At 70.6% G+C, this 20884-nt stretch carries 19 protein-coding genes, 1 tRNA gene and 1 pseudogene; 6 read left to right on the forward strand and 15 right to left on the reverse strand.

What is annotated here, in order from left to right:
* The 8 genes and pseudogenes from AB0367_RS12855 to AB0367_RS12890 form a co-directional block, all read right to left on the reverse strand.
* Positions 1 to 392 (reverse strand): phosphoadenosine phosphosulfate reductase family protein (locus tag AB0367_RS12855; RefSeq protein ID WP_366226443.1); only part of this gene is annotated, 392 nt, incomplete at its 3' end.
* Between the two features lie 18 nt (positions 393 to 410).
* Positions 411 to 1169: a 3'(2'),5'-bisphosphate nucleotidase CysQ gene (locus AB0367_RS12860; protein ID WP_366226444.1), complete on the reverse strand. Its 759-nt coding sequence runs from the start codon at positions 1167 to 1169 to the stop codon at positions 411 to 413.
* Positions 1170 to 1187: 18 nt separating this feature from the next.
* A pseudogene (locus tag AB0367_RS12865) lies at positions 1188 to 1603 on the reverse strand (sugar transferase); the annotation flags it as partial.
* Positions 1604 to 1671: 68 nt separating this feature from the next.
* Entirely contained in the window at positions 1672 to 2259 is a 588-nt protein-coding gene (pth, locus tag AB0367_RS12870) for an aminoacyl-tRNA hydrolase (protein WP_366226445.1), read from the reverse strand.
* Positions 2260 to 2345: 86 nt separating this feature from the next.
* Positions 2346 to 2942 carry a 50S ribosomal protein L25/general stress protein Ctc gene (locus AB0367_RS12875; protein ID WP_366226446.1) on the reverse strand — a complete coding sequence of 199 codons (597 nt, stop codon included), beginning with the start codon at positions 2940 to 2942 and terminating at the stop codon, positions 2346 to 2348.
* 383 nt (positions 2943 to 3325) lie between these two features.
* Positions 3326 to 4306, reverse strand: coding sequence for a ribose-phosphate diphosphokinase (locus AB0367_RS12880; protein WP_366226447.1), 981 nt, complete (start codon positions 4304 to 4306; stop codon positions 3326 to 3328).
* A 33-nt stretch (positions 4307 to 4339) separates the two neighbouring features.
* Positions 4340 to 5854 (reverse strand): bifunctional UDP-N-acetylglucosamine diphosphorylase/glucosamine-1-phosphate N-acetyltransferase GlmU, encoded by a 1515-nt coding sequence (glmU, locus tag AB0367_RS12885; protein ID WP_366226448.1) that lies wholly within the window; start codon positions 5852 to 5854, stop codon positions 4340 to 4342.
* 10 nt (positions 5855 to 5864) lie between these two features.
* Positions 5865 to 5939 (reverse strand) — tRNA-Gln (locus AB0367_RS12890).
* Between the two features lie 230 nt (positions 5940 to 6169).
* On the opposite strand from AB0367_RS12890, the gene AB0367_RS12895 reads away from it, so the two are divergent.
* Together AB0367_RS12895 and AB0367_RS12900 are read left to right on the forward strand one after the other, a co-directional pair.
* On the forward strand, positions 6170 to 7147 hold the full coding sequence (locus AB0367_RS12895) for an acyl-CoA desaturase (RefSeq protein ID WP_366226449.1): 978 nt from the start codon (positions 6170 to 6172) through the stop codon (positions 7145 to 7147).
* A 77-nt stretch (positions 7148 to 7224) separates the two neighbouring features.
* Positions 7225 to 7827: a TetR/AcrR family transcriptional regulator gene (locus AB0367_RS12900; RefSeq protein ID WP_366226789.1), complete on the forward strand. Its 603-nt coding sequence runs from the start codon at positions 7225 to 7227 to the stop codon at positions 7825 to 7827.
* A gap of 76 nt (positions 7828 to 7903) precedes the next feature.
* Here the strand turns inward: AB0367_RS12900 and AB0367_RS12905 are convergent, their stop codons facing one another.
* From AB0367_RS12905 to AB0367_RS12925, 5 genes are read right to left on the reverse strand one after another with little or no spacing between them, the layout of a single operon-like run.
* Entirely contained in the window at positions 7904 to 8374 is a 471-nt protein-coding gene (locus AB0367_RS12905) for a DUF4383 domain-containing protein (protein ID WP_366226450.1), read from the reverse strand.
* 20 nt (positions 8375 to 8394) lie between these two features.
* Positions 8395 to 10203, reverse strand: coding sequence for an ABC-F family ATP-binding cassette domain-containing protein (locus tag AB0367_RS12910; protein WP_366226451.1), 1809 nt, complete (start codon positions 10201 to 10203; stop codon positions 8395 to 8397).
* Positions 10204 to 11151: a 4-(cytidine 5'-diphospho)-2-C-methyl-D-erythritol kinase gene (locus tag AB0367_RS12915; RefSeq protein WP_366226452.1), complete on the reverse strand. Its 948-nt coding sequence runs from the start codon at positions 11149 to 11151 to the stop codon at positions 10204 to 10206.
* Between the two features lie 9 nt (positions 11152 to 11160).
* Positions 11161 to 12009, reverse strand: a complete 849-nt coding sequence (gene rsmA / locus AB0367_RS12920) for a 16S rRNA (adenine(1518)-N(6)/adenine(1519)-N(6))-dimethyltransferase RsmA (protein ID WP_366226453.1) — start codon at positions 12007 to 12009, stop codon at positions 11161 to 11163.
* Positions 12006 to 12863: a TatD family hydrolase gene (locus tag AB0367_RS12925; protein WP_366226454.1), complete on the reverse strand. Its 858-nt coding sequence runs from the start codon at positions 12861 to 12863 to the stop codon at positions 12006 to 12008. The genes rsmA and AB0367_RS12925 overlap by 4 nt, the downstream gene beginning before the upstream one ends.
* Positions 12864 to 12944: 81 nt before the next feature.
* Between AB0367_RS12925 and AB0367_RS12930 the strand changes: the two genes are divergently transcribed.
* Positions 12945 to 14126, forward strand: a complete 1182-nt coding sequence (locus AB0367_RS12930; RefSeq protein WP_366226455.1) for a hypothetical protein — start codon at positions 12945 to 12947, stop codon at positions 14124 to 14126.
* Positions 14127 to 14221: 95 nt separating this feature from the next.
* On the opposite strand, the gene metG is transcribed toward AB0367_RS12930, so the two are convergent.
* Positions 14222 to 15985: a methionine--tRNA ligase gene (gene metG, locus AB0367_RS12935; RefSeq protein WP_366226456.1), complete on the reverse strand. Its 1764-nt coding sequence runs from the start codon at positions 15983 to 15985 to the stop codon at positions 14222 to 14224.
* A gap of 107 nt (positions 15986 to 16092) precedes the next feature.
* On the opposite strand from metG, the gene AB0367_RS12940 reads away from it, so the two are divergent.
* The gene (locus tag AB0367_RS12940; protein WP_366226457.1) at positions 16093 to 17052 is read left to right on the forward strand and encodes a hypothetical protein; all 960 of its coding nucleotides are present in this window, start codon (positions 16093 to 16095) and stop codon (positions 17050 to 17052) included.
* Between the two features lie 119 nt (positions 17053 to 17171).
* On the opposite strand, the gene rsmI is transcribed toward AB0367_RS12940, so the two are convergent.
* Positions 17172 to 18008, reverse strand: coding sequence for a 16S rRNA (cytidine(1402)-2'-O)-methyltransferase (gene rsmI / locus AB0367_RS12945; RefSeq protein WP_366226790.1), 837 nt, complete (start codon positions 18006 to 18008; stop codon positions 17172 to 17174).
* 29 nt (positions 18009 to 18037) lie between these two features.
* Between rsmI and AB0367_RS12950 the strand changes: the two genes are divergently transcribed.
* Together AB0367_RS12950 and AB0367_RS12955 are read left to right on the forward strand one after the other, a co-directional pair.
* Positions 18038 to 19597, forward strand: coding sequence for a phospholipid carrier-dependent glycosyltransferase (locus tag AB0367_RS12950; RefSeq protein WP_366226458.1), 1560 nt, complete (start codon positions 18038 to 18040; stop codon positions 19595 to 19597).
* Between the two features lie 66 nt (positions 19598 to 19663).
* Positions 19664 to 20155 (forward strand): MarR family transcriptional regulator, encoded by a 492-nt coding sequence (locus AB0367_RS12955; protein WP_366226459.1) that lies wholly within the window; start codon positions 19664 to 19666, stop codon positions 20153 to 20155.
* The last annotated feature ends 729 nt before the right edge of the window (positions 20156 to 20884 follow it).

Below are 20884 nucleotides of genomic sequence, written 5' to 3' on the forward strand. Positions count from 1 at the left end.
GGCGTCTGAATCCGGTTCCGCATCCCATCAGCCGACTCACGCACCGACCCCGAGTCGATCGCCTCCTGGACACTCGCCACGATCAACTGCACGTTGAGCTCGGACACCCGCCGGTCCCGGTAGGCCAGCACCTCCGGGAAGTTGTGCCCCGTGTCCACGTGCATCACCGGGAACGGGATCCGGGCGGGCGCGAACGCCTTCTCGGCGAGCCGCAGCATCACGATCGAATCCTTGCCGCCGGAGAACAGCAGCACCGGCCGCTCGAACTCGGCGACCACCTCACGCATGATGAACAGGCTCTCGGCCTCGAGAGCATCCAGATGGGAGACCCGGTAGGGCGCACGGCCCAACCCCTGATGAGCGGTTACTCCGCTCTGCTTCGTACCGCTCATTTGGGTGGCGGGAACCTTTCAGCTGTTGATCGCGGCCAGCAGTTGCGGCGCCAATGCCTTCCGACACACCACCAGGTCGGGCAGGCGGGGGTCGGGCTGGTTGTATTCCAACGTAGTCCCGTCGATACGGGAAGCATGCAGGCCCGTGGCGAGAGCCACAGCAACGGGCGCGGCGGAGTCCCACTCGTACTGACCGCCGGCGTGAACGTACGCGTCGACGGCCCCGTCGATCACGGCGGCGATCTTGGCGCCGGCCGAGCCCATGGGAACGAGCTCGATCGGAAGCTTCTCCCCCAACGCGCTGAGCAGCGCCGGCGGGCGGCTGCGGCTCGCGGCCAGCCGGATCGGCTCGCCCTGCACGCCCGGCATCGGCGGGAACGGCGGCGGCACGTCGGTGCCGAGCACGCAGTGCTGCGCGGGCAGCGCCACCGCACCGGCGACCAGGCGTCCCGCGTAGAGCGCCACGTGGACGGCCCAGTCGGCGCGCCCCTCCTCGCCGAACTCGCGGGTGCCGTCGAGCGGGTCGACGATCCAGACCCGCTCGGCGCGCAGCCGGGCGGGGTTGTCGGCACCCTCCTCGGAGAGCACCGCGTCGGCCGGGCGCCAGCGTTCGATCAGCTCCATGAGCAGTTCGTGCGACAACCGGTCGCCGGCCTTGCGCAGGGCGTCCGGGTCGGAATGCCCCATCTCCTCGCGCAGCTTGAGCAGCAGATCGCCGGACCGCTGGGCCAGCCAGCGGGCGAACCCGCCGTCGGTGGCGGGTGGTAGGTCGGTCATTCGATACGCTCCAGCCCCTCAGGTCACCGCGCTCGACGTCCGCAGCATGATCACCAGGTCAAGGGACAGCGACTGGTTCTCCACATACTGCGGGTCGAGGCGGACCGCTTCGTCCCACGATAGGTCCGACCGGCCGGGCATCTGCCGAAGACCGGTCATCCCGGGCCGAACGGCCAGCCGGCGCCGGGCGTCGTCCGGATACACGGCGACCTCCTCCGGCAGCGGCGGGCGCGGCCCGACCGGCGACAGCAGAAGCCGCCTGGCGCGGGTCACCCGCGGGTCGTTACGCAGTTTGAACAGCGCGCTGTCGACTTCGTTGAGGTGCCGCAGCTCGGCGAGGCGGGCTTCGGCGCCGATGTGCATGGTACGGACTTGAAGATCACGAACTCGTGACCGTCCTTGCCCACTCTTACCTGACGGAACAGTACCGGGCCGGTGAAGCCCGCGCGAACCACCCGGATGATTCGTTACGGCGGCGTGCTGTGCCTGACGGACCGGGCGGTCAGTCCACGTGGTATCGATTCTGCGCCGGCTCCAGGCCCTGCTCAATGATCACCTCGACCGCGTCCGCGGTCCGGTCGACGAAGTAGTCGAGCTCCTTGCGCTCTACCGCCGAGAAGTCGGACAGGACGAAGTCGGCGGGGTTCTGCCGGCCCGGCGGGCGGCCGATGCCGAAGCGCACCCGCAGGTAGTCCTTGCCGCCCAGCGAGCTCGACATCGAGCGCAGGCCGTTGTGGCCGCCCTCCCCGCCGCCCTGCTTCAGGCGCAGCTGCGTCCACGGGATGTCAAGCTCGTCGTGCACCGCGATGATCTGCTCCCGCGGCACCTTGTAGAACTGCGCCAGGCCGGCGACCGGGCCACCCGACAGGTTCATGAAGGTCAGCGGCTTGACCAGGACCAGCCGGGGCCCACCGACGCGCAGGCGACCCTCGGCCACGTCGGCGACGACCCGGCGGTGCCGGCCGAAGCGCAGCCCGGCGCGCTCGGCGAGTAGGTCGGCGACCATGAAGCCGACGTTGTGGCGGTGGCGCGCGTACTCGGGGCCGGGGTTGCCCAGCCCGACGACGAGCCAGGGCGCGACGTCCGTCACCGGAACCTCCTCATAAGCGAAGGTCGCGGGCCGCCGTTACGGCGATCCGCGACCTTCTCACGAAGTACGGGCTGATCTTGGGCCGATCAGGCCTCGGCCGCCGGCTCCTCGGCCGCGCCCTCGGCCGCGGCCGCCTGGACCGGCGCCGTGGTGACGACCGCGATGACCAGCTCCGGGTCGGCGGCGAGCTCGACGCCCGCCGGCAGCTTGACGTCGGCCGCGGTCACGTGGCTGCCCGCCTCGAGGCCCTCGATCGAGGCCTCGAGGTGCTCCGGCAGCTTGGTGGCGTCGGCCAGCACGGCGAGCGTGGTGCTCTCGTGCATGATGAGCGTGTCCCGGGCCGCCTCGCCGGCCAGCTGGACCGGGATGTCGACGGTGACCTTCTCGCCGCGACGGACCACCAGCAGGTCCACGTGGTCGAAGGTGTCCTTGATCGGGTCGCGCTGGATGGCCTTCGGCAGGGCCAGCGCGGCACTGCCGTCGGAGATCTCGATGTTGAAGACCTGGGTCATGCCGCCGTGGCGGATCGCCGCGGCGAACTCACGGGCGGGGAGGGCGATGTGACGGGGCTTCTCGCCGTGACCGTACAGCACGGCGGGCACCTTGCCGGCCCGGCGCGTGCGACGGGCTCCACCCTTGCCGAACTCGCTGCGGGGCTCGGCGCTGATCTTTACCTCGGACACGACAAACTCCTGATGCGGGTTGTGCGGCGGGCACCGGCCGACGCGACCGGTAACAGTTGTCTTGGTGCGGCGCTCGGGCGAGGGGGGCGCACGGGGCACAGGCCCGGAGCACCGCGTCGATCACGGAGCCCGCTCGGCCGTCATGCCGGTTCCTGTGCGATCGCCGGGGTGCGAACACCCGGCGGTCACACAGGAACCGCATGCCCGGCCCGTGGGAGCACCCTCGCCGTGGCAACCGCACTAGCTTACCCGAGGCGTCGGCACCTTCAGCACCCTCCCCGCCCGTTTGTGCGGATCACGCGCCGGGGTGGCCGAACGGCCAGGCGACCGGCACGGACCGGCGCGTGCTGGTCACGCGCCGGAGCCGGCCGGTCGGCGTACGGTCAGGAAAGGCCGCCGAAGAGGGTCGTGACCGAGCCGTCATCGAAGACCTCGCGAATGGCCCGGGCCAGCAGCGGGGCGATGGACAGCTGGGTGATCTTGTCCACCTTGCGGTCGGCCGGCAGCGGCAGCGTGTTGGTCACCACGACCTCGCTGATCCGGCTAGCGTCCAACCGCTCGCAGGCCGGGTCGGAGAGCACCGGGTGGGTCGCGGCGACCACGACCTCGGCGGCGCCCTCGATGAAGAGGATGTCGGCCGCGCCGACGATCGTGCCGCCGGTGTCGATCATGTCGTCGACGATCAGGCAGACCCGGCCCTCGACCTCGCCGACGACCCGGTTCGCGACCACCTGGTTGGGCTTGCTGGGGTCGCGGGTCTTGTGGATGAAGGCGAGCGGGCAGCCGCCGAGCCGGTCGGTCCACCGCTCGGCGACCCGCACCCGGCCGGAGTCGGGCGCGACGACCGTGATCGGACGGCCCGCGTACTTGGCCTCGATGTGGTCGGCCAGCGCGTTCATCGCGAACAGGTGGTCGACCGGCCCGTCGAAGAAGCCCTGGATCTGGGCCGTGTGCAGGTCGACGGTGAGGATGCGGTTGGCGCCCGCGGTCTTGAGCAGGTCGGCGATCAGGCGGGCCGAGATCGGCTCGCGGCCGCGGTGCTTCTTGTCCTGCCGGGCATACGGGTAGAAGGGCAGGACCACGGTGATGCGCTTCGCGGATCCGCGCTTGAGCGCGTCCACCATAATCAGCGTCTCCATCAGCCAGTCGTTGATCGGCGAGACCATCGACTGGACGACGAACGCGTCGGAACCGCGGACAGACTCACGGTACCGGATGAAGATCTCGCCGCTGGCGAAGTCGTAGGCGTCCATCGGGGTCGGGTCGACCCCGAGCACGGCGCCGATCTCTTCAGCCAGCGCGGGGAATCCCCGGCCGGAGAAGAGCATGAGGTTCTTGCGGTTCTCCGAAGTAATGCTGGCCATGGGGGTCGCCCGCTCCTGATCTCGTCGTTGCGATCATTCTTCGTCGTGGGGCGGGGCTTCGCCCACTTGACCGGCTCCGACGTGGTTTTCTTCACGGCCGGCGGCCTCCCGGGCGGCGCGGGCAGCCTCGGCCGCGGCGGTGCCGACCCGCTTACGCTCCACCCAGCCCTCGATGTTGCGCTGATGGGCCCGGGAGACGCCGAGCGCGCCCGGCGGCACGTCCTTGATGATGATGCTGCCGGCTGCGGTATACGCACCGTCGCCCACCTGGACGGGGGCGACGAACATGTTGTCGGCCCCGGTGCGGGCGTGCGCGCCGATCACCGAGCGCTGCTTGCGCACGCCGTCGTAGTTGACAAAAACGGTGGCCGCGCCGATGTTGGTGTGTTCGCCGATGGTGGCGTCGCCGACGTATGACAGGTGCGGCACCTTCGCGCCCTCGCCCAGCTCGGCGGCCTTGGTCTCCACAAACGTGCCGATCTTCGACTTGCGACCGAGCCGGGAGCCGGGGCGCAGGTAGGCGAACGGCCCGACGGAGGCCTGGGCCCCGATCTCGGAGGACACCGCGTGGGTGCGCACGACCGCCGCGCCCGGGCCGACGACCACGTCGATGAGCGAGGTGTCCGGGCCGACCACCGCGCCCTCGCCAACGCTGGTCGCCCCGCGCAGGTGGGTGTTGGGCTCGACGACCGCGTCGGGCTCGAGCGTTACGGTCACGTCGATCCAGGTGGTGGCCGGGTCGATGATGGCCACCCCGGAGCGCATCCACTCGTCGTTGATCCGGTCGCGCATGATCGCCCGCAGGCCGGCCAGCTCGGCGCGGTCGTTGGCGCCGAGCGTCTCGGTGGCGTCGGGGGCGCGGTGCGCGACGATCGGCGCGCCGGCCGCGGCCAGCAAGCCGATGACGTCGGTGAGATACTCCTCACCCTGGTCGTTGTCCGTGGAGAGCTTGCCGAGCATCTCCCGCAGCGCCGACGCCTCGAAGACGTACGCCCCGGAGTTGATCTCGCGGATGGCCCGCTGGGCCGGCGTCGCGTCCCGCTCTTCCACGATCGCGGCGAACTCGCCGCCCCGGCTGCGCACGATGCGCCCGAGGCCGGTCGGGTCGTCGACCTCGGCGGTCAGCACGGTGGCCGACGCCTTGGTGTTCTCGTGGGTGTGCACCAGCGCGGCGAGCGTGTCGGCGCGCAGCAGCGGGATGTCGCCGTTGAGCACGACCACGGTGCCGCTCAGGTCGGGATTGGCCTCCAGGGCGATGCGCACCGCATGCCCGGTGCCCCGCCGCTCGGCCTGGGTGACGGGTGTCGCCTCGGGCGCGACCCGGGTCAGGTGCTCACGGACCTGATCTCCCCCGTGCCCCACCACCACGGTCACGGTCCCGCTGTCCAGGAACGGCTCCGCGGCGGCCAGCACGTGCCCGAGCAGCGTACGCCCAAGCAGGGGGTGCAGGACCTTGGGAACCGACGACTTCATCCGCTTGCCTTCGCCGGCGGCCAGGATGATCACGTTTCTCACGGAGGGCTCCTCGACGGTGTCGGTGCGCCTCATCGTAGTCAGGTGGCTGGGGTGCCTGGATTCGAACCAGGACTGCGAGGCTCCAAAGGCCTGCGGGCTGCCGTTACCCCACACCCCATTACGCCGCATCCGAAGCCTAACTTGCGCTCGATCCGTTTTGCCCGCAGGGCGCCCCCCTCGATCCGCGCCCGGGTTCGCCCCGGCCGCATTGGGCGACAATCCGATGAAGATCACACCAGACGAGGGGTAATCGGCTTGACACGGGCTTCGTATAGTCAACCTACGCCTCCGTAAGTTACGGTGACGTAGGCGTAGCCCCCGCCGGCGACGATTCCCCTGAGAGGTTCCATGTCCGTATCGGTCCTTGACCCAGCGCCCTTCGAGAGCCCCGACCGCGGGCCGAAGCCGCTCACCGAGGGCAAGCAGCACCCCGGCATCATCGTGGCACTGTGGGGCTTCGTGATCCTGCCGTTCGTCGCGCTGATCGCCGCCGTCCCCGTCGCCTGGGGCTGGGGGCTGAGCTGGCTCGACGTCGTCCTTGGCCTGGTCTTCTACGTCATCGGCGGCCTGGGCATCGGGACCGGTTTCCACCGCTACCTCACCCACGGCTCGTTCAAGGCCAACCGCGGCCTGCGCATCGCGCTGACTCTCGCCGGCAGCACCGCGATCGAGGGCAACCCGACGCAGTGGGTCGCCGACCACCGCCGCCACCACGCCTACTCCGACCGCGAGGGCGACCCGCACTCGCCGTGGCGCTTCGGGGAGTCCTTCGGCGGCCTGGTCAAGGGACTGTTCTACGCGCACGTCGGCTGGCTGTTCTTCCGCGAGCTGTCCAACCGTGAGCGCTTCGCCCCCGACCTGATGGCCGACAAGGACATCCGCATCATCGACAAGCTGTTCCCGGTGATCGTCATCCTGTCGGCGACGCTGCCCGCGCTCATCGCCGGCCTGGTCACCTGGTCGTGGCAGGGCGCGCTGTCCGCGTTCTTCTGGGCCGGCCTGGTCCGCATCGGCCTGCTGCACCACGTCACCTGGTCGATCAACTCGATCTGCCACGTCTACGGCGAGCGCCCGTTCGAGACCCGCGAGGGCGACCGGGCCAGCAACTTCTGGCCGCTGGCGATCCTGTCCTTCGGTGAGAGCTGGCACAACCTGCACCACGCCGACCCCACCTGCGCCCGCCACGGGGTGGACAAGGGCCAGATCGACATCAATGCGCGGCTGATCTGGATCTTCGAAAAGCTGGGCTGGGCGACCGACATCCGCTGGCCAAAGCGAGACCGGCTCGACGCCAAGCGGGTGGCGGCTGGCACGATGAAGGGGTGACCGAGCGCCCGGATGATCTCCAGCAACCGCGGCCACCCGTACCGCCGCCGTCGATCTCGACCAAGTCGCGGGTGCGGATGTCCTCCGCACAGCGCCGTGAGCAGCTGATCTCGATCGGCCGCGCCCTGTTCGCCGAGCGGGGCTTCGACGCCACCTCCATCGAGGAGGTGGCGTCGCGGGCGAAGGTCTCCAAGCCGGTGGTGTATGAGCACTTCGGCGGCAAGGAGGGCCTCTACGCGGTGGTCGTCGACCGGGAGGTCCGCTCGCTGCTCGACCGGATCTCCAACGCGCTCACCGCCGGCCACCCGCACGAACTGCTCGAACAGGCGGCGCTGGCCCTGCTGGACTACATCGAGGCGGAGACCGACGGCTTCCGGGTCCTGGTGCGGGAGTCGCCGGTCATGTCCACGACCGGCAACTTCATGAGCGTGCTCAACGACGTGGCCCACCAGGCCGAGCACATCCTCGGCGCGGAGTTCAAGCGCCGCGGCTTCGACCCGAAGCTCGCCGAGCTGTATTCCCAGGCCCTCGTCGGCATGGTCGCGCTGACCGGCCGCTGGTGGCTGGAGGTACGCAAGCCCAAGAAGGAAGTCGTGGCCGCGCACCTGGTCAACCTGGCGTGGAACGGCCTGTCCAACATGGAGGGCAAGCCCACCCTGGTCACCCGCCACGGGAAGTGAAGAACGGCGCGCGCCGCTGAGATACGAACAGTGCGAGGCCCGGTCCCCAGGGACCGGGCCTCGAAGAGTGTGGCGCCTACGCGGTGCGCGGGCCGTGCCGGAAGTCCTCCTCGGCCTTCGCGGCCGAGGAGGGGCCGACCCGGTCGTAGAGGCTCGCGACGCCGACGACGCCGGACAGGATGAACGTGACGATCACGTTGGTCATCGAGAAGGCGAAGACGTTGGCCTCGGTCTGCAGGACCGCCAGCGACGCCATGCCGACGATCGTCAGGACGATGCCGGCCAGTTGGTTGATCGCGTGCGCCACGTTACGGCCGATGATGTTCGCGCCGAGCACGACCACGCCGGCGACGATCGACAGCAGCGCGAACGCCGGGTTGACGCGCAGGCCGAGCACCCATGCGGTCTCGTCGCGGGTGAAGAACGGGGCACCGGAGGTCTGCACGAAGCCGACCACGCCGAAGACCAGCATGTAGAGGCCCGCCACCCCGGCGAGCAGCCGGTACAGCGGCCGGAGGTGATGGTTGATCGGAAAGTGAGCGGCCATGGGTCAATCCTAAGATGACCTCACCCGGCGATCTCGGCCAGGGCGAGCCATTGCTCCTCGATAACGGCTTTCTCCTGCTGCACCGCGCGCAGCTGAGCGTCCAAATCCGTGATCTTCGCGTAGTCGGTGGCGTGCTCGGCCAGCTGCGCGTGCAGCGCCTCTTCCTTCTGGGTGAGGCGGTCGATGCTGCGCTCCAGCTTGGCCAGCTCCTTCTTCGCCGCGCGCTGGTCCTTCTCGGAGGCGCGCAGGTCCGGCGCCCGATCGGCGAGCGCGGCCCCCGGCCCAGCCTTGGGCTCGGACGCGGCGGCGAAGCCCTCGGAGTCCGACACGTGCGCCAGGTATTCGTCCACGCCACCTGGCAGGTGGACCAGCCGGCCGTCGCCGTACATGCCGTAGACGGTGTCGGCGACCCGCTCGACCAGATACCGGTCGTGACTGGCCACCACGAGCGTGCCCGGCCACGTGTCGAGCAGGTCCTCGAGCGCGGCGAGCGTGTCGATGTCCAGGTCGTTGGTCGGCTCGTCGAGCAGCAGCACGTTGGGCTCGGTGGCCAGCAGCCGCAGCAGCTGCAGCCGGCGCCGCTCGCCACCGGAGAGGTCGGCGACCGGAGTCCAGACCCGCGGGCCGGTGAAGCCGAACACCTCGGCCAGCTGCGCCGCCGACAGCTCGCGGTCGCCGAGCCGGACCCGCTTGGCGACCTCCTCGACCGCCTCCAGCAGCCGCTGCCCGTTGGGCAGCTCGTGCAGCTCCTGGGACAGGAACGCCGGGCGGACCGTGGTGCCGCGCAGCACCCGGCCGCCGTCGGGCTCGCGGAGGTCGGCGAGCACGCGCAGCAGCGTGGTCTTGCCGGCCCCGTTCGCGCCGAGCACGGCGATACGGTCGCCCGGGCCGACGATCCAGTTGGTGCCCTCGAGCAGGGTCCGCTCGCCGGCCTTCAGCCGGACCCCCTCCAGCTCGTACACCCGCTTGCCCAGCCGGGTCACGGCGAGGCGCTGCAGCGACACCGCGTCGCGGGCGGGCGGGACGTCGGCGATGAGCGCGTTGGCCGCGTCGATGCGGAACCTCGGCTTGCTGGTGCGGGCCGGCGGGCCGCGGCGCAGCCAGGCGATCTCCTTGCGCAGCAGGTTCTGCCGGCGCGCCTCGGCCTCGGCGGCGACCCGGACCCGCTCGGCCCGCGCGAGGGTCCAGGCCGCGTAGCCGCCCTCGTAGGAGCGCACGGTCGCGTCGGCGACCTCCCAGGTGGTGGTGCACACCTCGTCGAGGAACCATCGGTCGTGAGTGACCACAATGAGCGCGCCCCGCCGCCGCAGCAGGTGCCGCGCCAGCCAGGAGATGCCGGCCACGTCGAGGTGGTTGGTGGGCTCGTCCAGGATGAGCAGGTCGGCCGGGCGCACCAGCAGCGCGGCCAGCGCGACGCGGCGCCGCTCGCCGCCGGACATCGGGCCGACGGGGGCGTCGAGGCCCAGGTGCGGCATGCCGAGCCCGTTGAGCACCGTGCGCACGCCCGCGTCGCCGGCCCACTCGTGCTCCGCGGCGAATCCGGCGGGCAGCCACGCCGAGCCGATGATGACGTCGCGGACCGTCGCCGCGGGCGGCAGGTCGAGGCGCTGCGGGAGGGCCGCCACGCGCAGGTCGCGCCGGTGGGTGACGCGGCCGGAGTCGGGCTCCTCGGCCTTGGTGAGCATGCGCAGCAGGGTGGTCTTGCCGGCGCCGTTGAGCCCGACGATGCCGATCCGGTCGCTGTCGTCGATGCCGAGCGACACCTCGTCGAAAATGCGGCCCGCGGGGTACGCCTTGGAAACCTTGTCCAGATTGACGATGTTGGCCATTTACAGCACCCTCGCGCCGGGAACGGGGCCGACGGCGGTGCGCACGGCGCGGCAGCACTCGCGCGCCTCAAGTTCGGCGGCGAGCAGCGCGGCGTGGCGGGCGTCCTCGGCCAGGAACACACAGGTCGGACCGGAGCCGGAGATCATGCCGGCCAGCGCACCGGCGTCGAGCCCGGCGTCGAGCACCTGCTGCAGCTCCGGGCGCAGGTGCAGGGCCGCGGCCTGCAGGTCGTTGGCGAGCTGGCCCGCCAGGACCTCGGGGTCACGCTGGCGCAACGCGGCCATCAGCCCGTCGGGCGGGCCGGCGCTGGTGTGCCCGCCGAGCTCGTCGAAGGCCCGGTACACCACCGGCGTGGACAGCCCCTCGTCGGCGACCGCGAGCACCCAGTGCCACGAGTGCCCGCCGGTCAGGATCGGGCTCACCAGCTCGCCCCGGCCGGTGCCCAGCGCGGTGCCACCGAGCACCAGGAACGGGACGTCCGAGCCGAGCGTCGCTGCGATGGTGGCCAGGTCGTCGCGGGAGAGCCCGGTGCCCCACAGCTGGTCGCAGGCCACGAGCGCGGCGGCCGCGTCGGCGCTGCCGCCCGCGAGCCCGGCGGCGACCGGGATCTGCTTCTTCAGGTGCAGCCGGGCATGCGGGTCGTGACCCGTCTCGGTGGCCAGGGCCCGGACCGCGCGCACGACGAGGTTGTCCTCGCCGAGGGACAGCGCGCCGGTGCCCTCGCCCTCCATGGTGAGCGTCAGCGTGTCGCCGCGGCGTGCGGTGATCTCGTCGTAGAGGCCGATCGCGTGATACACCGTGGTCAGCTCGTGATAGCCGTCCGGGCGCGACGGGCCGACGTGCAGATGGAGGTTGATCTTCGCGGGCACGCGGACACGCACCGGTCCATGCGCGGCCAGGCGCGGCCGGTCGAACTCCTCGTCTTCGGAGAAGAGCGGCTCGGTCACTGCTGCACCCTACCCGGACGCCTCCACCCGGCGTCGCTGGCTCGCGATGCGCGTGAAGTCATCCACCGTGAGCTGCTCCCCGCGCAGGCCGGGGTCGACCCCGGCGGCGCGAAGGATCCGTTCGGCCTGCGGCGGTCCCCCGGCCCAGCCGGCGAGCGCCGCGCGCAGCGTCTTGCGCCGCTGGGCGAACGCGGCGTCGACGACGGCGAAGGTATCCGCCCTGTCGGGATTTATCGTATCGTGTACGGCAAATCCGACCAGACCCGACTCGACGTTCGGCACCGGCCAGAAGACCGAGGCGGGCACCCGCCCCGCCTGGCGCGCTGTCGCGTACCAGGCGAGTTTCACGCTCGGCACGCCGTAGGTCCGCGACCCGGGCCCGGCGGTGAGCCGGTCGGCGACCTCCTTCTGCACCATCACCAGCCCGCGCCGCAGCGTGGGCACGGTGGCCAGCAGGTGCAGCACGACCGGGACCGCGACGTTGTACGGCAGGTTGGCCACCAGCGCCGTCGGCCGGAACCCGCCGAGGTCCACCCGCAGCGCGTCCCCGGCCACGACGGTCAGGCGATCGGCGTGATCGGGCGCGTACTTCCCGACCGTCTCCGGCAGCGCCTCGGCCAGCGGCGGATCGATCTCGACCGCGCAGACCGGGTTGCCGTGCTCCAGCAGCGCCAGGGTCAGCGACCCGAGCCCCGGCCCGACCTCCAGCACGACGTCGTCCGGCGCGAGCTCGGCGGCCCGCACGATTCGGCGCACGGTGTTGGGGTCGTGCACGAAGTTCTGCCCGAACTGCTTGGTGGGGCGGATGCCGAGCCGCTCCGCGAGTTGCCGCACATCGGCCGGCCCGAGGAGGGTCATGACCAGCGTCCGAAGGCTCGTTCCCCGTTGGCCGAGATCGCGGCGCAGAGAGCGTCGAGGTCGTGCCCGGTGACCTCGGCCAGCACGCGCACGGTCAGCGGGATGAGATACGAGGCGTTGGGGCGGCCACGATACGGCATGGGCGTGAGAAACGGCGCGTCGGTCTCGACCAGCAGCCCGTCCAGCGGGGTGATCGCGGCCGCCCGGCGCAGGTGCGCGGCGTTGCCGAAGGTGACGGTGCCCGCGAAGCTCAGCAGGAAGCCTCGGTCCAGGCACTCCCGGGCGAACTCCTCGTCGCCGGAGAAGCAGTGCATGACGACCTGATCGGGCGCGCCCTCCTCGTCGAGCACGGCCAGCACGTCGTCGTGGGCGTCGCGATCGTGGATGACCAGCGTCTTGCCGTGCCGCTTGGCGATCGCGACGTGCGCGCGGAAGCTCTCGTGCTGCGCCTTGCGCCCCTCCCCGCCGGTGCGGAAGTAGTCCAGGCCGGTCTCGCCGATGCCACGCACCCGCGGGTGGGCGGCGAGCCGCTCGATCTCGCGCAGCGCGCCGTCGAGGTCGGCCAGCCGCGGCGCCTCGTTGGGGTGCAGGGCCACCGTGGCGAGGACCGCCTGGTGGCGCTCGGCGACCTCGACGCCCCAGCGGGACGACTCGACGTCCACTCCGACCTGCACCAGCCGGTCGATCCCGGCCGCGGTGGCCAGCGCGACGGCGTCCTCGACGGTCGCCGGGCCGCCCGCGCCGTCATCCGCGAGCGTGATGTCGATATGGGTATGGCTGTCCGGCACCGCGACCGGCAGCGGCTCGGGGGCCGGAGGGAACGTGCCCTCACGACTATGTCTTCTCGCACTCATCGGGGTTAAGCATGCCACCCTCGGTTCGTCGTTCACCTTACGTTCACCTTGTGACAACCACCCGGCCCTAGCGTCGCGGAAGTGACAACAATCGGACACGCGGAAGGGTCCGCGACCCGCAGCGTGACGATCGACGGGGTCGCCTATCCGGCCGAGGAGATCGCACAGGGCGCGGCATACGAGGTCTATGCCACGCACGCGGCCCCCGGCTTCCTGCCCAACCCCCGACCGGGCGCCCGCTGGCCGTACCGCCGCTTCGTCCACGCCACGGAGGTCGCCTCGGCCCTCGACGGGCTGGAGGACCAGCCGCTGCTGATGCCGGTCACCCGCACGCTGGACTGGGCGACCGTCCACCGGCTGAGCCAGACCCCGTCGGCCGCCGCCGCACTGGCCCCGATCCGCCACACCGCCCTGGTGCGCCGGGGCACCCGCATGATCAAATTCCTCTCCGGCCGGCAGCTGCAGGGATACCTCAGGGGTTGGCCGATCAGCGGCTTCTGCTACCGCGCCTTCGACGTCGCCCACCTGCGCACCCCGGAAGACCTGGCGATCCTGTCCAGCGATTCCACCGAAGACGTCGTCTTCGCGGTGCGCTGGCGCGCCGTGGACGCCCACGACTACGACGTGCCGCTCGCCGACGCCTACGCCGGGCTCGTCACGATGCCACCGCACGACCGCCTCGGCCCGCCGGTGATCGGCACCGGCTTCGCGCCCAGCGGCCGGCACATCGTCCCCGAGTTCGTCACCGCCGATCTGTCCGAACTGCCGGTGCCGGCGAACACCTCGCTCGTGGCGTACACGGGCGACGGCACCGAGGTCACGCTGTACACGTATCTGCCGGAGCAGCGCGCGTGGACACGCATGCACGGGCCGCAGTGGCGCCACCTGCTGCCGGACCAGTCCGACCAGGAATACTTCCCGGTCAACCCGCCGATGACCCGATACATCGGGACCTATCGCGACAACACCTTCGAGGCGATCGTCGACCCGCCGGGCGAGTTCCGCGTGGCGGCGAAGACCCGGGCCGCGCGGTACCCCCTGGAAACCCTGGCCCGCCGCGTGCCTCGAGCGACCTGGCGCGACGCGCGGTGCACCGTTCTCCGGCAGGAGGGCGACTGGCTGCGGCTACGGTTGTCCCGGCCGGACGGGGACCAGGTCGCGCGTCTCGGGGCGCATTGCGTCGAGCGGGGGCTGTACGAGGCTTGGGCGCCGGCCAGTGAGGTCGTCGACGCTCATGAGAGCGATCACTGGTATCAGCTTTAGCGCGGCGGCGCCCGCGGCCGGCTTTTGTATGGGGAGCGCCTGGCCGGAACTCAGCCGGACCGGCGCTCCCCATATGGGCCTGCGTTGCCGGAGGACTAGGACTGCAGGCGGGCCAGCTCCTCCTCGACGATGGACTCGTCGAGTTTGCGGAAGACGGGAGTCGGCGGGGCCAGCTCGGTGCCGGCGGCGATCGGCGCGTGTTCCCACTTGGCGCCTTGCGTGTAGTCGCCCATCAGGACCGGATACGTCCTGCCGTTGTCCAGGTCTTCGACCTCGCGGATCTCGGGCATCGGGGCGTGCACGCCGGTGCCGCCCAGCAACTCGTGGATGCGCTGCGCGGCGTGGGGCAGGAACGGCGTCAGCAGCGTGTTGCAGTCCTTCACGGCCTGCAGGGCCACATGCAGGACCGTGCCCATGCGGGCCTTGTCGTCCTTGAGTTTCCACGGCGCCTGGTCGGAGAAGTACTTGTTGACCTCGCCGACGACGCGCATCGCCTCGCTGATGGCGGCCTTCTGGCGGTGCTTGGCCAGCAGCTGGCCGACCGAGTCGAAGCCGGACCGCACGCTCGCCAGCAGCGCGGTGTCCTCGGCGGTCAGCTCGCCGGCCGCGGGGATCTCGCCGAAGTTCTTCGCGGCCATCGAGATCGAGCGGTTGACGAGGTTGCCCCAGCCGGCCACGAGCTCGTCGTTGTTGCGCCGGCGGAACTCCGCCCAGGTGAAGTCGGTGTCATTGGACTCGGGGCCGGCCACTGCGATGAAATACCGCAAGGCGTCGGCGTCATAGCGCTCCAGGAAGTCGCGCACGTAGATGACGACCCGGCGGGAGGAGGAGAACTTCCGGCCCTCCATCGTGAGGTACTCCGATGAAACCACCTCGGTGGGCAGGTTGAGCGCGCCCAGCGACTGCGGCTTCGGCCCCGAGTAGCCGAGCAGGATCGACGGCCAGATGACCGAGTGGAAGACGATGTTGTCCTTGCCCATGAAGTAATACCCCTGGGCCTGCGGGTCCTGCCACCACTTGCGCCAGGCCTCGGGGTCGCCGCAGCGGCGGGCCCACTCGATCGAGGCCGACAGGTAGCCGATGACCGCGTCGAACCACACGTAGATCCGCTTGTCGCCGCGGTCCTTCCAGGCCTCGAGCGGGATCGGCACGCCCCACTCAAGGTCCCGGGTGATCGCCCGGGGCTGCAGGTCGTCGATCAGGTTCTGGGAGAACTTCAGCACGTTGGGGCGCCAGCCCTCGCGGGTGTCGAGCCAGGCGCTGAGCTGGTCGGCGAAGGCGGGCAGGTCGAGGAAGAAGTGCTCGGTCTCCACGAACTCCGGCGTCTCGCCGTTGATCTTCGACCGGGGATTGATCAGCTGGTCGGGGTCGAGCTGGTTGCCGCAGTTGTCGCACTGGTCGCCGCGGGCGCTGTCGTAGCCGCAGATCGGGCAGGTGCCCTCGATGTAGCGGTCGGGCAGCGTGCGCCCGGTCGACGGCGAGATCGCGCCGAGCGTGGTCTTGGCGATGATGTAGCCGTTGTCGTACAACCCCTGGAAGAGCTCCTGCACCACCTGGTAGTGGTTGCCGGTGGTGGTGCGGGTGAACAGGTCGTAGGACAGGCCGAGCCCGTGCAGGTCCTCGACGATGACCCGGTTGTACCGATCGACCAGCTCACGCGGGGTCACGCCCTCGGCGTCGGCCTGGACCTGGATCGGCGTGCCGTGCTCGTCGGTGCCCGACACCATCAGCACGTCGTGCCCGGCCATCCGCATGTAGCGGCTGAAGACGTCGGAAGGCACCCCGAATCCGGACACGTGACCGATGTGGCGCGGCCCGTTGGCGTAGGGCCAGGCGACCGCGGCGAGAACACGACTCATGACGTGCAAGCCTAGTGAACCGCCCCGCTGTTCGCGAACAGGATGGTTTCTCCCGACACGCGATCGACGTCCGAAACGTATTCGATCATCCGTTGTCCAATGAAAACGTGAGTGAGCAGCCAGTTCTGCGGGGATGGCGCGGCGAGGCCGCGGGGATTCCGCCGGTCCGCATCCCCGTCCCGTCCGTCGCCGCGGCGCCCACTTCCGCGGCCGGGGCGAGCGCCGAGCCGCCGGACGTCGAGCTGCAGGACGTCGAGCCGCAGGACGTCGAGCCGCAGGACGAGTTTCCGCTGTGGCCCATTACCGGCGCTGTCGCTCTGTACGAGACGCCGGCGCCGACCGGGGCGCCCGCCGTCATCGACGCCCTCGCGCACGAGACGGGCCGGACCGCGGTCCTGGACCACATCGCCGGGCGGCCGGAGCGCGGACGACCCGAATACAGGCGATCAGAGCGCTGGGGGTCGGAGAACGGTCGGCCCGACAACGGACGGGTGGAGCGGTGGCAGCCGCCGGCCATGCGGCCGGTTGGCTGGCCGCGCGACGAGCGCCGGGCCGCACCCGTCCCGCGGCGCTCCCGGCGGATCCGGCCGGCGCGCGGGCCGCTGGCCGGCCTGAGCGCGATGCTGCTCGTGGCGCTGCTGGCCGGCTTCTTCGCGTGGACGAGCGCCGAGCCGTTCTGGCTGGACATGGGCCACGCGGTGCGCGGCACGGCGGAGATCACCTCCTGCCAGGGATCCGGCGTGCTGCGCCACTGCCTGGCCGAGTTCGCCGCGCCGGGGCACGAGCCGGTCGGCGGCGCGCGACTCATGGGCCTCGACGATGTGCCCGGCGCCTCGGTGGCCGCCGCGATGGTGCCCGGCGGCCGCGTCGCCTACGCCGGCGACCCGGCCGGGCTGCGGGTGCGGTGGGCGGTCGGGCTGGGCCTGGTCGCGCTGTGCGGCATCGCTCTGGCATGGCTCACCGGCGCGTGGCGCTTCGCCCGGCTGCGGGACCGCCTGACGGCGTGGACGCTGACCGCCGCCGCGCCCCTGCTCCTGGGCGTGGGCATCGTCCTGGCCGCCTACTGAGCCCCGGCCGGCCGCAGCCAGGCTTGGACCGCCGCCGCCCCTGGTCCTGGGCGTGACCATCGTCCTGGCCGCCTGCTGAGGCCCGGCCGGCCGGTCGCAACCACGTGAGCGGCCAACCGCTACTTGTGGGCGATCACCGCCGCGTAGACGTCCCGCTTGGCCAGGGTGTGGCGCTTGGCCACCTCCAGGGTCGCCTGTTTGCGGTCCACGCCGGCGGCGACCAGGGCGGCCACCTCCGCGGCCAGCGCCGCGTCGGACGGCCGCTCGGCGGCGACCGGCGGCGCGCCCGCCACCACCAGCGTGATCTCGCCGCGGGCCGTCTCGGCGTCGGCGGCCAGCAAGGCCAGCGTGCCGCGGCGGATCTCCTCGTACGTCTTCGTGAGCTCGCGGCACAGCGCGGCCGGGCGGTCATCGCCGAAGGCCAGCGCCATGTCCTGCAGCGTGTCGGCGATGCGGTGCGGCGACTCGAAGAAGACGAGCGTGCGCGGCTCGTCGGCGAGCGAGGCGAGGTAGGCGCGGCGCTCCCCCGGCTTGCGCGGCGGGAAGCCCTCGAAGCAGAACCGGTCGCAGGGCAGGCCGGAGACCGCGAGGGCGGTGACCACCGCGCTCGGGCCGGGGGCCGCGGTCACCGGCACGCCGCGGGCGATCGCCGCGCGGACCAGACGGAAGCCGGGGTCGGAGACGCTCGGCATGCCGCCGTCGGTGACCACGGCAACGGTCAGGCCCTGGGCCAGCAGGTCGGCCAGTTCGGGGGTGCGCCGGTCCTCGTTACCCTCGAAGTAGCTCACCAGCCGGCCGGTGATCTCCACCCCCAGGTGCTGGGCGAGGCGGCCCAGCCGGCGGGTGTCCTCGGCGGCGATCACGTCGGCCGTTTTTAGTGTTTCGCGCAGGCGCGGCGACGCATCGTCGGGATTTCCCAGCGGCGCTCCGAGCAGAATCAATGGCACATGTGCGATGGTGGCATCCCGCACCCTACGATCGCCCAATGACCTCGGGTGTCCTGACGCAAGCTAGCGAGCCGGAGAGCCCCGCCGCCGCACCCGTGCGCGCGGTGCCCGATATCGTCCGCCGCCGGCTCGCCCCGCCGCCGCGCGGGGGCCTCAACTTCTGGCTCGTCGCCGCGCTGATCACCGGCATCGGGCTGCTCGTGCGCATGGTCAACCTCGCGCACCCGAAGGACGTGATCTTCGACGAGGTCTACTACGCCAACGAGGCCTGGGACCTGCTGCAGCGCGGTGTCGAGTGGAACCCCGAGGACAACACCCCGCAATACGTCGTCCACCCGCCGCTGGGCAAATGGATGATCGGGATCGGCGAGCAGATCTTCGGGTACAACTCCTTCGGCTGGCGGATCTCGGCCGTCACGGTCGGCACCATCTCGATCCTGCTGATCATCATCGCCGCGTATCGCTTGTTCCGCTCCCCGATCCTGGCCGGCGTGGCCGGGCTGCTGATGTCGCTGGACGGCATGCACTTCGTGCTCTCGCGTGTGGCCCTGCTGGACATCTTCCTGATGTTCTGGATCGTGGTGGCGTTCTTCTTCCTGGTGCTCGACCGCGAGCAGCGCCGGGCCCGGCTGCTGAAACTGCTGGAGGACGGCTTCGACCCGCAGAAGCCGGGCGCGCGGGTGAAGCTCGGCTTCCGGTGGTACCGCCTGCTGAGCGCCGTCTCGCTCGGCCTCGCCTGCGGCGTCAAGTGGAGCGCCGTCTACTACGTGCTGATCTTCGCCGTCGCGATGGTGCTGTTCGACATGAGCGCCCGCCGCAGCGCCGGGTTCAAGCACTGGGTCGCCGACGGAATCTGGGGCGACGGCGCCGGCTGGTTCCTGGCCACGTTCGCCGTCGCCGGGCTCGTGTACATCAACTGCTGGTGGGGCTGGTTCCTGTCGGACAACGGCTATTTCCGGCACTGGTACGCCGAGACCAACGGCCTGCCGCACGACCGGCTGATCGACCCGCTGGTGAACCTGTGGCACTACCACGTGGAGGCCTACAACTTCCATACCACCTTGGACAAGCCGCACCAGTACCAGTCCTGGCCGTGGCAGTGGCTGCTGCTGGGCCGCCCGGTGGCGTTCTACTGGGACCAGTCCGGGTCGTGCGGCGCGGCCAGCTGCGCCTCGGAGATCCTGCTGCTCGGCACGCCGCTGCTGTGGTGGTCGTTCCTGCCCGCGCTCGTGGCGCTCGGCTGGCTCGGGTTCGCCCGCCGGGACGGCCGCGCCTGGCTGATCATGGCCGGCGCGCTGACCGGCATCCTGCCGTGGTTCAACGAGATGCCCGAGCACCGCACGATGTTCTACTTCTACGCCCTGCCGGCCGAGCCGTTCCTGGTCCTGGCCGTGGTCTACGTGCTCGGCGCGATCATCGGGCCGCCGCGACACCTGAAGCCGGCCAGTGACCACCGGCTGATCGGCTCGATCATCGCCGGGGCGTACGTGCTGCTCGTCGCCTCATGTTTCGCCTATTTCTACCCGATCTACTCAGGTATGGACATTACATATACGGAGTGGTTCTCCAGGATGTGGCTCGGGTCCCGATGGGTGTAGCCGCGGCGGCGGTAGCGGGTATCTCAAAGGTCGGCAAAAGGGCTGCCGCGAGACACGGAGGACAACGTGCGGGCCAGACCCTCACCGCACCCGCCTGGCCACGATGACATGGCCGCCGCGGCGGCGCTGGTCGACGCCGCCGGCCAGGCGCTCGTTCTCGTCACGAACGCGGCCAACGACGACTCGGGCGTGTCCGCGGCGCAGCTGCGGGTGCTCGCCGTGGTCGACCGGGCCGGTTCGGTCAACCTGACCCAGCTCGCCGTCGCCCTGCACACCGCGCCGTCCTCGGCGAGCCGGCTGTGCGACCGGCTGGAGGCCGCGGAGCTGCTGCGGCGCACCGCCGACGAGCGCGATCGCCGCGAGGTGTGGCTCGTGCTGACGCCCACGGCGCGCCGGCTGCTCGACGGACTGAGCCGACGGCGGCAGGCGAGCATCGCCGCGGTGATGCGGCGGATGACCCCCGACGACCGAGCCGCGCTGCTGCAGGGCCTGTCGTCGTTCGCGCGCGCTGCCGGGATCCCGCTCACCGAGGACGGCCCGGCGGCTCAGGTGAGCTGACACCACCCGCCCACCACCGCCCACCACCCCGTCCGCCGACCATTCGCCGCCCTCGACGGTCCCCCGCGCCGCGCGGCGGTCACCGGGACCGTCGGCGGCTGCCGTGCGCTTGATGCGCATCGATCTTCGCCATCATGGGCCCGATTCGCGATCATCGAGTGGTCGTCACCGGGCTGCCCGGCTGGCCGTTTTGCGGGCATATAAGCGTTCTTCATAATTGCAATTTGCAGATTGGCACGTGTTCGAGTAGATGAATGCCGATCTATGAGGAGTTTCACTGATGACAAGCTTGTAATTATAGGCAACTTCTAGCCCGAGCGCGGCCTTGCCCAGAGTAATGATCAGCATTAATCTGAGTAAGATGAGGCAAGACACGCCGAGTGACATCGGTAGCAGAGGCGGTTGCCCACCAGCCGGAGGCCCCCACGGGTGCGTTCATGGGCATGACGGCCGGAGCACGGGCGATGCATGCCGTTGCCATCGTTACGATCCGTAATCGAGAGTCGCTCGACCGCAAGTCATGCCGACAGTAAAACCGGACGAATATCTCCTTTCAGTCCTCGACACGCGTACTCGGCGTTGGCCGCCGGCTTGCGATCAATTGATACATATCGAATGATGTAGCGTTCAACCACCGAACCTGGAGGGTCTTCCACGTCTACCCTGATCGATAATTCTGAATGAAGACCTCCACGAATCGCGGTTCGAGTTCTATGGTGTTCGACGCAG

The organism is Dactylosporangium sp. NPDC051484, assembly GCF_040689395.1.
Classification (GTDB): Bacteria; Actinomycetota; Actinomycetes; order Mycobacteriales; family Micromonosporaceae; genus Dactylosporangium.

Excerpts from the sequence above, each read along its gene's own strand:
- AB0367_RS12860 (WP_366226444.1), bottom strand. The coding sequence starts at position 1,169 with ATGACCGACCTACCACCCGCCACCGACGGCGGGTTCGCCCGCTGGCTG.
- AB0367_RS12880 (WP_366226447.1), bottom strand. The coding sequence starts at position 4,306 with ATGGCCAGCATTACTTCGGAGAACCGCAAGAACCTCATGCTCTTCTCC.
- glmU (WP_366226448.1), bottom strand. The coding sequence starts at position 5,854 with ATGAGGCGCACCGACACCGTCGAGGAGCCCTCCGTGAGAAACGTGATC.
- AB0367_RS12895 (WP_366226449.1), top strand. The coding sequence starts at position 6,170 with ATGTCCGTATCGGTCCTTGACCCAGCGCCCTTCGAGAGCCCCGACCGC.
- AB0367_RS12900 (WP_366226789.1), top strand. The coding sequence starts at position 7,225 with ATGTCCTCCGCACAGCGCCGTGAGCAGCTGATCTCGATCGGCCGCGCC.
- AB0367_RS12905 (WP_366226450.1), bottom strand. The coding sequence starts at position 8,374 with ATGGCCGCTCACTTTCCGATCAACCATCACCTCCGGCCGCTGTACCGG.
- AB0367_RS12910 (WP_366226451.1), bottom strand. The coding sequence starts at position 10,203 with ATGGCCAACATCGTCAATCTGGACAAGGTTTCCAAGGCGTACCCCGCG.
- rsmA (WP_366226453.1), bottom strand. The coding sequence starts at position 12,009 with ATGACCCTCCTCGGGCCGGCCGATGTGCGGCAACTCGCGGAGCGGCTC.
- AB0367_RS12925 (WP_366226454.1), bottom strand. The coding sequence starts at position 12,863 with ATGAGTGCGAGAAGACATAGTCGTGAGGGCACGTTCCCTCCGGCCCCC.
- metG (WP_366226456.1), bottom strand. The coding sequence starts at position 15,985 with ATGAGTCGTGTTCTCGCCGCGGTCGCCTGGCCCTACGCCAACGGGCCG.
- AB0367_RS12950 (WP_366226458.1), top strand. The coding sequence starts at position 18,038 with ATGACCTCGGGTGTCCTGACGCAAGCTAGCGAGCCGGAGAGCCCCGCC.